The organism is Promicromonospora sp. NPDC110617 (assembly GCF_055598465.1).
Genome location: NZ_JBVKBM010000001.1, coordinates 925,905 through 941,247, shown reverse-complemented (window position 1 = coordinate 941,247; position 15,343 = coordinate 925,905). Strand labels below are relative to the sequence as shown.

The 15,343-nt window shown below is 72.7% G+C and carries 13 protein-coding genes and 3 tRNA genes; 6 read left to right on the top strand and 10 right to left on the bottom strand.

Features of this window, described 5'->3' with window-relative positions:
• The first annotated feature begins 49 nt into the window (after positions 1–49).
• Positions 50–346: a hypothetical protein gene (locus ACZ7LE_RS03960; RefSeq protein ID WP_470402060.1), complete on the top strand. Its 297-nt coding sequence runs from the start codon at positions 50–52 to the stop codon at positions 344–346.
• A gap of 72 nt (positions 347–418) precedes the next feature.
• Here ACZ7LE_RS03960 and ACZ7LE_RS03955 read toward each other — a convergent pair whose 3' ends face one another.
• Positions 419–2,398, bottom strand: a complete 1,980-nt coding sequence (locus ACZ7LE_RS03955; RefSeq protein ID WP_470402059.1) for a serine/threonine-protein kinase — start codon at positions 2,396–2,398, stop codon at positions 419–421.
• A gap of 165 nt (positions 2,399–2,563) precedes the next feature.
• Between ACZ7LE_RS03955 and ACZ7LE_RS03950 the strand changes: the two genes are divergently transcribed.
• Positions 2,564–3,637 carry an adenosine deaminase gene (locus tag ACZ7LE_RS03950; RefSeq protein WP_470402058.1) on the top strand — a complete coding sequence of 358 codons (1,074 nt, stop codon included), beginning with the start codon at positions 2,564–2,566 and terminating at the stop codon, positions 3,635–3,637.
• A 195-nt stretch (positions 3,638–3,832) separates the two neighbouring features.
• On the top strand, positions 3,833–4,807 hold the full coding sequence (locus ACZ7LE_RS03945) for a L,D-transpeptidase family protein (protein ID WP_470402057.1): 975 nt from the start codon (positions 3,833–3,835) through the stop codon (positions 4,805–4,807).
• A gap of 59 nt (positions 4,808–4,866) precedes the next feature.
• Here ACZ7LE_RS03945 and ACZ7LE_RS03940 read toward each other — a convergent pair whose 3' ends face one another.
• A complete protein-coding gene (locus ACZ7LE_RS03940) occupies positions 4,867–6,075 on the bottom strand; it encodes a UDP-N-acetylmuramate dehydrogenase (protein ID WP_470402056.1) in 1,209 nt (402 codons plus the stop codon).
• 156 nt (positions 6,076–6,231) lie between these two features.
• Entirely contained in the window at positions 6,232–7,470 is a 1,239-nt protein-coding gene (locus tag ACZ7LE_RS03935) for an MFS transporter (protein ID WP_470402055.1), read from the bottom strand.
• A gap of 111 nt (positions 7,471–7,581) precedes the next feature.
• Here ACZ7LE_RS03935 and ACZ7LE_RS03930 point away from each other — a divergent pair, with 111 nt between their 5' ends.
• Complete coding sequence (locus ACZ7LE_RS03930; protein WP_397391539.1) at positions 7,582–8,706, top strand: LacI family DNA-binding transcriptional regulator; 1,125 nt, start codon at positions 7,582–7,584, stop codon at positions 8,704–8,706.
• 112 nt (positions 8,707–8,818) lie between these two features.
• A complete protein-coding gene (locus tag ACZ7LE_RS03925) occupies positions 8,819–10,159 on the top strand; it encodes a C39 family peptidase (protein ID WP_470402054.1) in 1,341 nt (446 codons plus the stop codon).
• 120 nt (positions 10,160–10,279) lie between these two features.
• Here ACZ7LE_RS03925 and ACZ7LE_RS03920 read toward each other — a convergent pair whose 3' ends face one another.
• The 6 genes from ACZ7LE_RS03920 to ACZ7LE_RS03895 all read right to left on the bottom strand — a co-directional run bounded on the left by ACZ7LE_RS03920 (position 10,280) and on the right by ACZ7LE_RS03895 (position 14,146).
• Positions 10,280–12,550, bottom strand: a complete 2,271-nt coding sequence (locus tag ACZ7LE_RS03920) for an N-acetylmuramoyl-L-alanine amidase (protein ID WP_470402053.1) — start codon at positions 12,548–12,550, stop codon at positions 10,280–10,282.
• Between the two features lie 173 nt (positions 12,551–12,723).
• Positions 12,724–13,146 (bottom strand): MaoC/PaaZ C-terminal domain-containing protein, encoded by a 423-nt coding sequence (locus ACZ7LE_RS03915; RefSeq protein ID WP_397391533.1) that lies wholly within the window; start codon positions 13,144–13,146, stop codon positions 12,724–12,726.
• Complete coding sequence (locus ACZ7LE_RS03910; RefSeq protein ID WP_470402052.1) at positions 13,143–13,628, bottom strand: FAS1-like dehydratase domain-containing protein; 486 nt, start codon at positions 13,626–13,628, stop codon at positions 13,143–13,145. The genes ACZ7LE_RS03915 and ACZ7LE_RS03910 overlap by 4 nt, the downstream gene beginning before the upstream one ends.
• 29 nt (positions 13,629–13,657) lie before the next feature.
• A complete protein-coding gene (gene rpmG, locus ACZ7LE_RS03905) occupies positions 13,658–13,828 on the bottom strand; it encodes a 50S ribosomal protein L33 (RefSeq protein WP_013837798.1) in 171 nt (56 codons plus the stop codon).
• A gap of 83 nt (positions 13,829–13,911) precedes the next feature.
• A tRNA-Met gene (locus ACZ7LE_RS03900) sits at positions 13,912–13,988 on the bottom strand.
• Between the two features lie 85 nt (positions 13,989–14,073).
• Positions 14,074–14,146 (bottom strand) — tRNA-Thr (locus ACZ7LE_RS03895).
• Between the two features lie 162 nt (positions 14,147–14,308).
• On the opposite strand from ACZ7LE_RS03895, the gene ACZ7LE_RS03890 reads away from it, so the two are divergent.
• Complete coding sequence (locus ACZ7LE_RS03890; protein ID WP_470402051.1) at positions 14,309–15,133, top strand: pyrroline-5-carboxylate reductase dimerization domain-containing protein; 825 nt, start codon at positions 14,309–14,311, stop codon at positions 15,131–15,133.
• Positions 15,134–15,229: 96 nt separating this feature from the next.
• On the opposite strand, the gene ACZ7LE_RS03885 is transcribed toward ACZ7LE_RS03890, so the two are convergent.
• A tRNA-Tyr gene (locus ACZ7LE_RS03885) sits at positions 15,230–15,311 on the bottom strand.
• Positions 15,312–15,343: the final 32 nt, after the last annotated feature.

Here is a 15,343-nt window from a genome sequence, read left to right as displayed (position 1 = left end):
GCGACACCTTTCGGCGACGGCGCACGGTGCCTGCCGCTAGGTTGCCCGCATGAACAACTCGGGCGAAATCGACATCACGGCACGCGTCGAGGCGGCAGTCGCATCGGCGATCTACGACGTGGCGCTGCCGATCGACACCATGGGCGTGACCTTCCACGACGGCGCGCTGGACGACGTCACCGAGGCCTACCGCACCGCGCCGGACGCCACCCTCGCGGCGGCGGACGCGCGGTTCGCGGCGCACATGGCGACGGTCGCGGAGGCGGGCTCGGACGACGAGGCCGAGGGGCCGATGCTCCGGGCGCGCGCCGCCATGGCCCTCAAGGAGCGCCTGAAGGGGCTGTGACGTGCGGCCCGGGCCGCGAACTCGTCGCGACCCGGGCCGTCCGGCCTGGCAACTGCCGGTGCGGCGGCCGGCCTAGCGGCTGCCGCCGGGCAGCGTGGTGCCGCCCTCCGCCTGGCCGCCCGTCGGGTTGGTCGACGGCTCGACCGGGGTGGTCGGCTCCTCGGTCGGCTCGTCCGTGGGCTCCTCGGTCGGCTCCTCGGTCGGCTCCTCGGTCGGCTCCTCCGTCGGCTCCTCGGTCGGCGTCGGCGTCGGGGTGGGCGTCGGCGTCGGGGTCGGCGTGGGCGTCGGGGTGGGCGTCGGTGACGGGGTCGGGGTCGGCGACGGAGTGAACTCCGGCGGCGGCGCCACCTCCTCCGTCTCGCTCGGCGTCGGGGAGGCCGACGGCTTCCGTGACGGTTCCTGCGTCGACGGGCTCTCGCTCGGTATGACCGCGGGCGCGCCGTTGTTGCCCAGCATGTTCGCGATGATCAGGCCCGCACCACCGAACACGAGCAGCGCGAACACGATGATCGTGATCACGCGGCCGCGGCCGGTCGTCATCTTCTGCCAGAAGGTCCGCTGCTCCTCCGGCGGCTCCAGCGGCGGCGGCACCTGGGGCGGCACGGCGGCCGCCGCGGTGTCCGCACCGAGGGCCGCGGCGGCACCAGCAGCGCCCACGGCACCAGCAGCACCCACCGCACCGACCAGCGTGGTGCGGTCGCTGCCCTCGGTCGCCTGGCCCAGCACCATCGTCCCGGACCCGGCGACCGGGTCGATCACCTCGGTGCCGCCGGCGCCCACGCCGAGCTGCATGGTCTCGCCGCTGGTACCCATGCGGCCCGCAGGGCCGCCGAGCAGGATCGTGACGGTCTCGCGCATCGACTCGGCGGTCGGGAACCGACGGTTCGGGTCCTTGGCCATGGCCCGGGACACGAGGCGGTCCACGGACGCCGGGACCGCCGCGCGCCGCGCCGAGGCAGCGGGGACCGGCGCGTTCACGTGCGCCCGCAGGACATCCTCCGCCTGCGCCCGCTCGAACGGGGCGTGGCCGGTCAGCGTGTAGTACGCGAGCGCGCCGACGGCGTAGATGTCGCTCCGTGCGTCGAGCGGCTTGCCCCGGGCCTGCTCCGGCGACATGCCGATGACCGAGCCGGCCACCGTGGCGCCCTCGCCCTCGCCGCCGGCAGGCCGGGTCAGTCCGAGGTCCAGCAACCCGACGGCGAAGGTGCCGTCCGGCCGCTTGTCGACCATCACGTTGCGCGGCGCGATGTCGCGGTGCACGAGACCCGCGGCGTGCACGGCGGCGAGCCCCTCCAGCAGGCCGTCGATGATGGCGAGCGCATCCCGCCAGGGCAGCCCGCTGTCCCCGGCGTAGTCGGACAGGGAGATGCCCGGGACCCGGTTCATGACGGTCCACGGGACGCTCGCGCCCGCGACGTCCTCCTCGCCGGAGTCCAGCACCTTGACGACACCCGGATGGGTCACGAGCGCCGAGGCGTCGACCTCACGCTGGAGCGAGGCCCGCGCGTTCCGGTCGTCGACCAGGTGCGGGTGCAGCACCTTGACCACGAGGGGGCCGTCGAAGGGATCGACCTCGGGCTCCGCCGGCTCGGCGATCTCCGCCGTGGTATCGGCGGCGTCCACATCGGTCTCGTCGCCGGGCTCGGGCACGGCGTCGGCAGCGGAGCCGGAGCCGTCGTCCGCACCGGACCCCGACTCGGCCGCACCGTCGTCCGGCGAGCCCTCCGTGGCCGTGCCAGGCTTCCCGTCCGCAGCCGCGTCCGCGTCAGCGTCCGCCACCTCGCCCGACGCACCGGCCTCGCCCGGGGCGTCGGAACCGTCCGCGACGTCGCCGCCCGCAGCAGCGCCCGTGTCACCTTCGGAGTCCTCGCCGTCGCCCGCGGGCTCCGGGACCGCCACCCGCTGCGCGTCGTAGACCGTGAACGTCGCCCCCGTGCCGAGGACGTCGACGAGCTCGTACTTTCCGCCGAGGACGACGTGCACCGGGAGGTCTGCCGCGGCGGGCTCGGTCTCACCCGTGTTGTTCTCGTTCACCGGCTCACCGGCGTCCATGGTCGCGCATCGAGCAAATCAGTCATTTCGCCTATCTGGGGCATGTTCTTCTCAGGATACGGATCGTAGCCCGCGCAGACCAAAGATGGGCGGCGGGATGTGTGAGTAGTGCGGAGTATCACGATCGCGGCTGCCACCGCACCACTGCTTTGCCACACTACGCAGATGCGAGACCTCGCACTTCTCCCCAAGGCGCACCTCCACCTGCACTTCACCGGATCCATGCGGGTGCCGACACTCGTCGACATGGCAGCCGCGTACGGCGTCCGGCTGCCCGAGGCGCTCATCGACAACGACCCGTTGCGCCTGCCCGCCACCGAGCGCGGCTGGTTCCGCTTCCAGCGCCTGTACGACGCCGCCCGCGCGTGCGTGCGGTCCGAGGCCGACATGCGCCGCCTGGTCCACGAGGCGGCGGCCGACGACGCCGCCGAGGGCTCGGGCCGGCTCGAGATCCAGGTCGACCCCACCTCCTACGCCCCGTTCGTCGGCGGCATCACGCCGGCCGTCGAGATCGTCATCGACGCCGCCAGGGCCGCGAGCGCCGAGCACGGCATCGAGGTCGGCGTGATCATCGCGGCGTCGCGCATGAAGCATCCGCTCGACGCGCGCACGCTCGCCCGGCTGGCCGCCCGGTACGCAGGTGACGGTGTGGGCGAGGTCGTGGGCTTCGGGCTGTCGAACGACGAGCGCCGCGGGGACACGTCCCAGTTCGGCCCCGCGTTCGACATCGCGCGCCGGGCGGGGCTGGCCGCGGTGCCGCACGGCGGCGAGCTGCTCGGGCCGGACCACATCAGCGAGGTCCTGCGGGAGCTCGTCCCGGACCGGATCGGGCACGGCGTCCGGGCCGCCGAGGACGAGCGCGTCCTGGCGGAGATCGTGGACCGCGGCGTCGCGCTGGAGGTGAACCCCGGCTCGAACATCGGCCTGGGCGTGTACGGCGAGGCGGACGAGGTGCCGCTGCGCACCCTGGTCGACGCGGGCGCCGCCGTCGCGCTCGGGGCCGACGACCCGCTCCTGTTCGGGTCACGGCTGGTGGACCAGTACGCGATCGCGCGCGACGCGCACGGGTTCACCGACACAGAGCTGGCGGCGCTGGCCGGCGCGTCGATCCGGGCCAGCCGCGCGTCGTCGTCGACCAAGGCGCGGCTGCTGGCCGACGTCGACGCGTGGCTGCTCGCGCCCGACCCCGCCGAGACCCTGGGTTCCCTCCCGACGCGCGGGTCAGTCACGATTGGGTGACGATCGACCGACCCAACCATCTTGATCCGACGTGCGTCGGTTACAGATACAGGACACTCACGAGGGGACGACGTCGTCTCGTGTGTGCGGTGCCGCGCCACCCCCAGCAGGTGCGGCCGAGGAGGAGTCACCATGCGGGTTGTGCACAGCAGGTCGAACCACGGCACGGACAGGGTCCGCGTGGGCAGGAGGGTCGTGAGCGCGTTGGGCGCGGTGGCGCTGACGGCGACCCTGCTCGCGGGCTGCGGTGACGACCAGGAGCCGCCGGCGGAGGCGGACCGGACCACGAGCTCGCCGAGCCCGTCCGCGTCCGCGGAGGGCTCCCCCACCCCGGAGCCCAGCGCGAGCGAGCCGTCCGAGGAGCCGGAACCGAGCGCTTCGCCGTCCGAGGGCGCCGACGAGGGCACGGAGGACTCCGGTACGGGCGCCGGCGACGACGCGGACGAGGGCACGGGCGACGACGGCACGACCGACGAGGGCAAGGGCGACGGCAAGGGCAGCTCGCAGGACGAGGCCGGCGGGGACAAGGGCGACGGCAAGGGCGGCAAGGACGACGAGCCCGCGGAGCCCGACTACATCGAGTACGGCGAGGTCAGCGACCGCGTGGGCAAGCTCCAGCAGCGGCTGCGCGACCTCGGCTACTTCGTGACGTCGGTCGACAACGCGTACGGCGGCGAGACGCAGCAGGCCGTGTTCGCGCTGCAGAAGGCCGGGGGCCTGTACCGGGACGGTGTGGTGGGCGACGCCACCCAGGCAGCGGCGGACGACGGCGTGGTGCCGCGGCCGCAGACGTCGTCGGGCAAGGTGCTGGAGATCGACATCGACCGGCAGCTCGTGCTGGCCGTCGAGAACGGCAAGGTCGTCAAGGTGATCAACGCGTCGTCCGGCAACGGGGAGACGTACGAGGCCAAGGGCGCCACCTACACGGCGTACACCCCGCGTGGGTCGTTCGCGGTGTACCGCGAGGAGAACCGGATGTACGCGTCGCGCCTGGAGCTGGGCGACATGTGGCGGCCCAAGTTCTTCACGGGCGGCATCGCGGTGCACGGTTCGGCGTCGGTGCCGGCGTTCCCGGCGTCGCACGGCTGCGTGCGGGTGTCGAACAGCGCGATGGACTGGATCTGGGACAGCTGGGGCGCGCCGTCGGGCACGCCGGTCGTCGTCTACTGAGAAACGTGTCAGACCCTCAGGTCACCCGGGTGACCTGAGGGTCTGACACGTCGAGAAAGTCAGAGCGAGACGCCCACCAGGACGGTCTCGGGGACCAGGGTCACGCCGAACCGGTCGCGGACGCCGTCGCGGACCGCGCGGGCGAGGGCGATGACGTCCTCGGTCCGGGCGCCGCCGCGGTTGGTCATCGCCAGCGTGTGCTTGGTCGACAGCCGCGCCGGGCTGTGCTCCCCCGCCAGACCGAAGCCCTTGGCGAAGCCGGCGTGCTCGATGAGCCAGGCGGCGCTCGTCTTCACGAGCGTGGGGTCGATGGCGCCGAGGCTCGGCCCGGTGGTCGTCTCCGGCGTGGCGGAGCGGACCGGGTAACGCGGGGCGTCCTCGGGCAGGTGCTCCAGGTGCTCCACGGGGATCACGGGGTTGGTGAAGAACGAGCCCGAGTTCCAGCGGTCGTGGTCCGGCTCCCCGCCGAAGTTCGGGCGGTCGAGCAGCATGCCCTTGCCGCCGCGCAGGCCCAGCACGGTCTCGCGGACGTCCTTCATGGGCGCACGCTGGCCGACCTCGACGCCGAGGCGGCGCGCCAGCTCCCCGTAGCCCACGGGCGCGGACAGCGTGCCGAGCCGGAACTGGAACTGGACGTTGAGCACCACGTAGCGCGGCGACGGGTACCAGGGCGCCCGCGGGTCGCCCTCGCCCCGGATGCCCTCGCGGCCCTCGCCGTGCATGGACTTCTTGAGCAGCGACGTGCGGTACCCGAAGCCCAGCTCGCCGACGGCGAAGGTGCGCACCCGGCGGTCGCCGCGGTCCCAGGTGCGGACCAGCGAGACCACGCCCGAGAGCTCCTGGCCGTACGCGCCGATGTTCTGCACGGGCGCGGCGCCGACGGTCCCCGGGATGCCCGACAGGGACTCGACGCCGACCCAGCCCTCGTCGACCGCACGCTCGACCAGCTCGTCCCAGTTCTGGCCGGCCGGCGCGCTGACCACGGCGCCACCGCAGGTGTCGTCCGACTCGACGCTGATCCCGGTGCGGACGTCGCGCACCACGACGCCGCCGAAACCCTCGTCGGCCACCAGCAGGTTGGAGCCACCACCCACGACGAGCAGCGGCACACCGGCGTCGTCGGCGGCGCTCACCGCCTCGATCAGTGCGGCCTCTTCCTCGGCCTCGACGTACGAGGCAGCCGGTCCACCCACTCGCAGAGTGGTGAGGTCGGCGAGGCTGGGGACCACCGCTTGTGCCTGGACGGTGTCTGCCGGGTATGGGCTCACCGTGCAAGCCTATCTACCCGCAGTGCGGGATTTGTGCACATCTTCGACATGGCGTGGGTGATGTCTGCCAATTCTGGAACCTTTTGGTGTCCGCAGACGTGTTCCCTCCCCGGTTTCCGAGGCCTGGCCTGCGCGAACCCGCCGGAGTGATCCGCGCTACCTCTTCACACCCGCCGCCGTCGGCAACGGCCGCACGGAACGGGCCACGACCAGCCCGAGCACCATCGGCACCAGGAGCACGAGCACCGCCAGGCGGTAGCCCGTCTCGTGGGCCACGAATCCGATGAGCGGCGGCCCCACGAAGAACGCGGTGTACCCGATGGTCGAGACCGCGGCCACCCGCATCGCGGCCCGGCGCGGCTCGTCGGACGCCGCGCTCATGCCCATCGGGAAGCCCATCGCCGCGCCGAGACCCCACAGCGCCACGCCCACGAGCGCCAGCCACAGGACCGGGACCAGCGAGAACGTCAGCACGCCGACGAACGCGAGCAGCGCGGAGAGCACGAGCACCGGGACGCGCCCGTACCGGTCGATGGCGCGGGTCCCGGCCAGGCGGGCGGCCGTCATGGCGGTGAGGAAGACGGCGAGGCCCACCGCGCCCATGCCGTCGGACGTGTCGAACCCGTCCACGACGGCGAGGCTCACCCAGTCGTTGGCCACGCCCTCCGTGAGGGCCGCGCTCAGCACCACGAGGCCGATCGCCAGGGTGCGCGGCTCGCCCCAGGCGGCGAGGAGCCCCCGGATGCCGGACGGCGGCGGCGTCATCTCCGCGGGGTCGGCGCCGTCCACGCTGCCCGCCCCGGCGGCGCCGTCGGCCACCGGAACCTGCACCGCGCTCGGCGTGAAGAACCGGGTGGCGATCACGACGGAGAGGAACGAGACGACGCCGGCCGCCACGACGTGCCAGACGACCGGCACCCCGACGGTGGCCACGAGAGCACCGACACCGGCACCGATGACGGTGCCGAACGAGAACCCGGCGTGGAAGATCGGCATGATGGCGCGACCGAGCCGCTGCTCGACGGCCGCGCCCTCCAGGTTCATCGCGGCGTCCCAGACGCCGGAGCCCACGCCGAAGAGGACCATCCCTGCGCGCACCACGAGGGGCTCCCCCAGGGCGACGCCGTACCCGGCCACGGAGAGGCCGACCGCGGTGAGGCCCGCGAAGCCCAGAACGGTTCGGGCGGTCCCGAGCCGCTCGCTGACCAGCCCGGACAGCGGGATGGCCGCGATCGACCCGATGGAGATCGTGAGCAGCAGGAGGCCCATCTCCCGCTCGGAGAACGACAGCCCGTCCCGTACCGCGGGAAGGCGTGACGCCCAGCTCGCGAAGGCGAACCCACTGGCGGCGAAGACGACGAATACCGCGCGGGCGGCGGCGTGTGCAGTAGGCACGGAACTCCTTGGTGCGATTGAATCTCCCGACCGTAAGCCACAATCTGGGATCAGCCCAGCAGATACCCGGGTCCTGCACCACCGGTGCCCGATGCGAGAGAAGGAACCGCGATGAACCGCCAGACCGTTGGCCGACCGACCCTCGCGAAGGTCGCCGAGCTGGCAGGTGTCTCCGTGTCCACCGCGTCGCTCGCCTTCTCCGGCGCGGGACCGATCACGCCCGAGACCCGGGAGAAGGTGCTGGCCGCCGCCCGCGAGCTCGAGTACTCCGGCCCCAACCCGCTCGGACGGCAGCTCCGGTCGGGCCGCTCCGGGATCGTGGGCGTGGTGATCGGCGACCAGCTCGGCCGCTCGTTCCGCGACCCGGTGTCGACGCAGGTGCTGCACGGCCTGGTCTCCGCGATCGGCGAGCAGGGGCTGGGCGTGCTGCTGGTGCCGGGCATGCCGCAGGGCGCCACGGCGCAGTCCGTGGGCCTCGCCGCCGAGGCGGGGCTGCCCCCCGCCGTCGACCCGCTGGTCGAGGCCGCCGCGATGGACGTGGCCGTGCTCGTGTGGGGGATCCTGGAGGGCGACCCGAACCTCGCGGCGCTCCAGCGCCGCGGCGTGCCGGTCGTGATCGGCGAGGGGCACGAGGTGCCGGGGGTGCCCGTGGTCGGCGTCGACGACCGCCGGGGCGCCGCCGAGGCGGTACGCCACCTGGTCGAGCTGGGGCACACGCGGATCGCGGAGATCGCGCTGCCGTTCGGGCGGGACGAGCGGTCCGGGCTGGTGGACGCCGAGCGGCTCGCGGCGGCGGAGCGCACGCCCACCCGGAACCGGCTGGCCGGCGTGCGCGACGTCATCGAGCCCGTCATGTCGTGGGAGACGCCCGCCTCGCTCGTCGAGCACGGGCGCGACGCCGCGACCGAGATCCTGTCCGAGTGGGCGCCGGCCCGGGACCGTCCGACGGCGATCATCGCCCACTCCGACCTGCTCGCGGCCGGCGCCGTCATCGCGGCACGCGAGCTCGGCCTGCGCGTGCCCGAGGACGTGTCGGTCGCGGGGTTCGACGGGCTGGACCTGCCGTGGCTCTCCCCCGACGTGCTGACCAGCGTGCACCAGCCCCTGGTCGAGAAGGGTCGCGCGCTCGGCCTGGCGGTCATCGCGCTGCTGGCCGGGGAGGAACCCGGGTCGGTGACGCTCCCGGTCAGCCTGGTCGAGGGCACGACGACGGGACCCGTGCCCGACCTGGGCTGACACGCCCACTTTCGGGTGACGCCTAAATTGCTTCTGTCCGGACCCCCGCTCTGATAGGGAAGGTCCACGGCCCGCTCACCGAGAGGGGGCCCGGAGGCATGGAGGCAGGGCTATGTCGAGACGAAGAGGACTGCGGACCACGGTGTTCGCGCTGGTGGCGACGGGAGCGCTCGTGGTGCAGGCGGGGATCGCGGCGAGCGCCGCACCGGCGGCGGGTGCGTCGGAGGCGGCGGCGTCGGACAACCAGATCACGCTGACCACCTGGGACGGGGTACGCGACTTCCACGCGGGCAGGACCGCCAACCTGCGGCCGGGCGCCAAGGGCGGGCTCGTGCTGCGCGGCGCCGGCGAGACCGTCGAGTACACCGACCCGTTCGGCGACGGCACGCCCGTCAGCTACGAGACGGGCCGGTGGACGTCGCCCGTGGTCGAGGCCGGCTACCTGATCGACGAGTCGGTGAGCTCGTGGAACGCGCACACGCCCACCGGGACCTGGGTCGAGATCGAGTACCGCGGCCGCAAGGCCGACGGGAGCTGGACCAAGTGGTTCGTGATGGGCCGCTGGGCCTCGGGCGACGACTTCGCGCCCGCCGACGGCCGCGTGGGCGACATCCACCGCACCTCGGTGAACGGCCAGACCGACGACGACGCGTACCTGTTCACCGACACCTTTGTCGCCAAGTCGGGGCACGAGCCGGACGCGTACCAGACCCGCGCCACGCTGTACCGGCCCGAGGGCACCCGGGTGTCCCCGCGGCTCGACGCCGTGAGCACCATGACCAACGAGTACCTGCCCGACGCGCACTACACGGGCACGAGCGACTTCACGCTCGGGCGCGAGGTGGTGCTCGACGTGCCGCAGTACAGCCAGAACATCCACCGTGGCGAGTACCCGGAGTTCGGGGGCGGCGGCCAGGTGTGGTGCTCGCCGACGTCGTCCACGATGGTCATCTACTCCTACGGGCGCGAGGTGCCGGCCGAGGAGCTGGAGGGCATCGAGGCGCCGAACGGCGACCCGCAGGTCGACTACGCCGCGATGAACACCTGGGACTACACGTACGAGGGCGCGGGCAACTGGCCGTTCAACGCGGCCTACGCGAACACGTTCGGCCTGGAGTCGTTCGTGACCCGGCTGCGCTCCCTCGCGGAGGCGGAGAAGTTCGTCGCGGCCGGCATCCCGCTCGTCTTCTCGATCAACTTCGAGGCCGAGGAGATGCCGGAGGCCGGGTACGAGACCGACGGGCACCTCGTGGTGCTGCGCGGGTTCACCGCCGACGGCGACCCGATCCTCAACGACCCGCACGGGGCGACGAACGACGCCGTCCGCGTCGTGTACACGCGGGAGAACTTCGAGCGGGTCTGGCAGACCTCGACCGACGGCCTCACGTACGTCTACCACCCGAAGGACGTGAAGCTGCCGCGCAACCTGCCGGGGGTCACCCCGAACTGGTGAGCCGGGTCGCCCTGGCCGTACGGCCGGGGCGCAGGCAGAACGTACGCACGCGGGGTGTGTTGCGCAAAGTAGACGATGTCTACTGCGCGCAACGCACCCCGCGTGCGTATCAACTCCCGGCTAGCGGCCCGCCACGCGCCGCGGCTCCGAGGTGTACGACGCCGACGTGTAGCCGTCCGCCGAGACCGTCACCTCCACCGAGATCTCCGCGCCGCGGTCGCGGCCCGTCACCAGGTACCGGCTGCCGGTCGCCCAGCGGACCGGCTCGCCGTCACGCAGCCACCGGTAGGCCACGTCGACGTCGCCCGGCAGGTACGACCCGGCCTCGGCGGTCAGGAGGCGACCCACCTTGGCCTTGCCCTCGATCGACGGCCCCGAGACGTCCGCGACCACCGGCTCGTGGAGCTCGACGTCGGCCGCGTCGACGAACACGTGCCGGTGCGCCAGCCAGACCTGGTAGTAGACGTCGTCGCCGCGCACGACCGTGCGGTCGCCCGGGCCCGAGCCGTCGAACGTGGCGGCCCGGTAGTAGTCGGCGGCCACGTCGTCGTCGGACACGGCGTACGTCTGGCCCACGCCGACCGTGTACTCGATGGGCGTCACGGCCTGCACCGGCACGTCCGGGTACGCCGCGTAGGCGGCGGCCTCCGGGTACGCCCGCCCGAAGACCGGCGCCGGGGCGTCGCCCGCGACGGTGACGGTCTGCGCCGTGGCCGGCACCACCACCGGGCGGTCGGCCGGGTTGTGCAGCCAGACCAGGGAGCCGGCCCACCACACGCCGAGCCAGTCGCCGTCGACCTGGTCGACGACGAGCTTGTGCCCGGACTGCACGCGCGCGCTGACGTCGCTCGCGTACGTGGTGCCGTCCGCGCCGTCCGGCTTCCAGCCCGGGTCCTTGGCCAGCGGAGCGTCGGCCGACGGCGCCTGGTACAGGTACCGGAAGTTGGTGCCCGCGCCGTCGACGCAGTCGCCCGAGCCCGGCGACGCCTGCTCGCAGCCCGTGACCACGTTCGGGTTCTGCGCGTAGCCCGTGCGCACCTCGACGACGTCGCCCGGCTCGACGTCCGTCGTCGCCTCCAGGTCGCCGCCGATCGGCGCGCCGAGCAGCTCGAAGTAGTGGTCCCAGTCCCAGTACGGGCCCGGGTCCCAGTGCACGTTCTTGGTGTAGCCCGGCAGGATGCCCGGCACCTGGTCGTGGCCGATGACGTGCGCCCGGTCGAGCGGGACGTCGTGCTCCGCGGCGAGGTAGCGCACCAGCGCCGCCGACGACTGGTACATCGCCTCGGTGAACCAGGTGCCCGTGCCCGCCCAGCCCTCGTGCTCCAGGCCGATCGAGTGCATGTTCATGAACCAGTTGCCCGCGTGCCAGCCGACGTCGGCCGGGTCCAGGTGGTTCGCCACGTGCCCGTCCTCGGAGCGCAGCGTGTAGTTCCAGGCCAGGTAGGTCGGGTCCTGCACCAGGTTCACCGACGGCTGGTAGGCGGTCTCCGTGTCGTGGATCAGGATGTAGTCGATCGACGGGCCGCCCGCGCCGGTGCGGTCGGCCTGGTCGTGGTTGCCGTAGTCGCCGGTGCCGTCCGGGAGGTCCGGCGAGCCCTTCTCGTAGGGGGCGGGGAGCCACTCGCAGCCGAGGTCGTCGGGGCAGTCCGCCTCGGGGTCGCTCGTGCTCGCGCTCCGGGGCACGACGACGTCGGGGTTGGCCGTGAGGATCACCGCGCCGTCCTGCGGGGTGGTGGTCCCCGCGCCGTCCCGGAGCGTGGCGTAGACGCCCGCCGCGAAGCCGTGGATATCGCTCATGCGGGACACGGCGTCAGACCAGACGGTCAGGCCGTCCGGCGACGACGCGGCGGCCTCGGGGTCGGCCGCGCCGCCGTCGGCCGCGCCATCGCGCACGGCCTGGGCCTGGTACGACGCCAGGAGTGCCGCACCGCCGCAGACGTTGGCCTGGGCGTCCGACCGCAGGGTGGCCTCGTCCAGCCCGGTCAGGGCGGCCGCCCGGGTGAGCTCGGGCGTGCCCTCGCGGGCCGGACCCGTCTTGTCGTTGATCGCGGAGAGCGGCAGCCCGTCGCCGTGCGCGTGGCCGAGCCCCTCTCCGGCCGTCAGGTTGAACACGCCGTAGCCGCCGTCGGCGCTGGCCTGGCCGGGGTGCTGGTCCCAGCGGGACTCCAGGTAGGACACGGCCTTGAGCAGGTCCTCGGGCACCCCCGTGGCCTCGGCCGCCGCGGTGAACGCCTCGTCGAGCGAGCCGGCGGCCAGCACGGGAGCGCAGGCGACCACCTCGTCGCCGGGCGCCGTCACCGTGGGGGCGGCCGTAGCCGCGGAGAGCGGGATGAGCGGAAAGAGCACCCCGGCCGCCGTGGCCAGGGCTGTGATACGTCGTCGGGACGTCACGCGGAGTTCCTCTCGTCGGTCCGTAGAGCTCCGGACGAGAGAATCACACCTGATCACGGGGTGCATGAGAAGGGTCTGCGGGTTAAAAAATCGTTACCCCGGCAAACTGACCCGTTCGTGGCCGGGCGCACGGCCCGTCGTCGCGGGTCGGCCCGTCGTCGTCGCGGGTCGGCTCAGAGGCGGACGAGCGCCTGGGCACGGACCAGCACCTTGGCGCCGTCGACCGTGACGGCGAGGTCCACGCGGACCGTGCCGGCGTCGGCGTCGACCACGCCCACCGTGCCCACGACCTCGACCAGGGCGGTGCCCGGGTTGGGCACCTCGACGGGCTTGGTGAACCGCGTCTGGTAGTCGACGACGGCGCCCGGGTCGCCCGCCCAGTCCACGACCAGGCCCACGACGGTGCCCATGGTGAGCATGCCGTGCGCGATGACGCCGGGCAGGCCCGCGTCCACGGCGAACTTGTCGTTCCAGTGGATCGGGTTGAGGTCGCCGCTGGCGCCCGCGTAGCGGACCAGGGCCGCACGGTCGAAGGTGACGGTGCGGCTGCCGATCACGTCGCCGACGGCGAGCGTCGCGATGTCGGGGCGGCTCATGCGTCCTCACCTCGGATCGCCAGCGTGGACGTGACCGTGGCGACGTGCTCGCCGGGGCCGTCGGCCTCGGGGGACGGCACCTCGACCTGCTGCGGCATCGCGTAGATCTCGCAGCGCGTGGTCACCATGCTGATGGGGCCGCGGGAGACGATCCGGTCCACGTGCAGCACCGTCGTGAGCTCGTCGCCGGCGACGATGGGACGGTGGTGCGTGAAGCGCTCGTCCGCGTGGACCACGCGCGTGAAGTCGATCTCGGCCTCGGGGTCGCTGATGTACTGCGACTCGGCCCGCTGGGCCACGACCACGGCGAACGTGGGCGGGGCGACAAGGTCCGGATAGCCAGAACCCCGCGCCGCCACGAGATCGTGGTGCGCGGGGTGCGTGGCACCGACGGCGACGGCGAACTCGCGGATCTTCTCGCGGCCTACGGAGTAGGGGGCGTTGGCCGGGTATGCCCGGCCCTCGAAATCAGCGTTCGCCACGTCGATGTGAAGCTATGTGCTAACGAGACTCAGCGGGTCTCGCGGTGCGACGTGTGCTTGCCGCAGCGCGGGCAGAACTTCGCCAGCTCCAGGCGGTCCGGGTCGTTACGCCGGTTCTTCTTCGTGATGTAGTTCCGCTCCTTGCAGTCCACGCACGCCAGCGTGATCTTCGGGCGGACATCCGCGCTCTTGCTTGCCATGGCTCTCACCTCCGCGCCTCGAGAGGGAGGCGCCATGTGTCTTCTCGTCGTCCGGCACAGGAAGCCGGACGGATGTACTTGCTTGGTAGCGAGGGCGGGGCTCGAACCCGCGACCTCACGATTATGAGTCGTGCGCTCTGACCAGCTGAGCTACCCCGCCGCGCGTGACTGAACGCGAGGCCGTCCGCCGTTGCTCCCCACCGGCGAACCGGTGAGGTGGGCTGACGACCCCGCGTCGATCACAGAGCCCCGAAAGGGAATCGAACCCTTGACCTTCTCCTTACCATGGAGACGCTCTGCCGACTGAGCTATCGGGGCGGCGAGGAAGACTCTACATGCCCTCCGGCCTGGCGTGAAATCGAATCCGGTGTGAGGTGCGCCGCGCGGGTCGCGAGCCCGGTCCGTGACGAGAACGGGACGGCGACACCGGGAGGATCGGCCGCCCCGCTCGCACCCGGGCCAGCCTGAGATGCTGAGACGGTGAACGGTTACCGCGGGGTCGGCGTGGCAGGTCTGGGACGCATGGGTCTGACCCTGGCGGCAGGTCTCAGCCGGGCGCTGGAAACCGGCCGGGTGTTCGCCGCCGGGCGGTCGCCCTCCAGCCTGTCCAGCCTCCGCGAGACGGTGCCCACTGCGACGGTACTGCCCCTGCACGAGCTGCCCGGACGGACCGAGGTGATCCTGCTGTGCGTCCGCAACGGCGACCTGCCGGCGGTCCTCGCGGAGCTGCGCCCAGACCTCACCGACCGGCACCTCGTGGTCACCGTCAACAACGGACTGCCGCTCGAGAAGCTGGCCGAGGCCGTCGACGGTCCGGTGGCCAAGCTGATCCCGAGCGTCGGCAACGAGGCCGGCGTCGGCGCGACGCTGCTCACGCCCGGCCCCCGGATGACGGCCGCGGCCACGGAGAAGCTGCTCGGCCTGCTGAGCGGCTTCTCGACACCGTTCGTGCTGGAAGAGGGGCAGGGGCGCGCGGCGACCGACCTCGCGTCGTGCGGACCGGCCCTTCTGGCCGGTGCCGCGCGGGCGATGGTCCACGCGCAGCGGGAGCGCGAGGCCCCGCTGACCGACGACATGGCGGAGCGGCTCGTCGCGGAGAGCCTGCGTGCGCTCAGCCGGCTGCTCGATCAGGGAGCCCGGCTGGACGACGTCATCGAGCGCGTGGCGGTCCCCGGCGGCAACACCGCCGCCGGGCTCGACGCGAGCCGGGACGGCCTCGTCTCGGCGTGGCGGTCCGCGTTCGCCGCGACGGCGGACAACGAGTCGGGCAAGGCGATCCCGGACCTTGGGACGACAAGTGGCTGAGCGCCGTCCGCTGTGTGCGGGGACCTCGCGCCCGCCCGACCAACGAAACAGGGCGTGACCAGCGAAATCGCTGGTCACGCCCTGCTGTGCTTCACGTGGCTGGTGAGGGATTCGAACCCCCGAAGGCTGAGCCGTCTGATTTACAGTCAGATCCCTTTGGCCGCTCGGGCAACCAGCCGTGAACGGTGCCAACCATAGCGCCCCACCAGC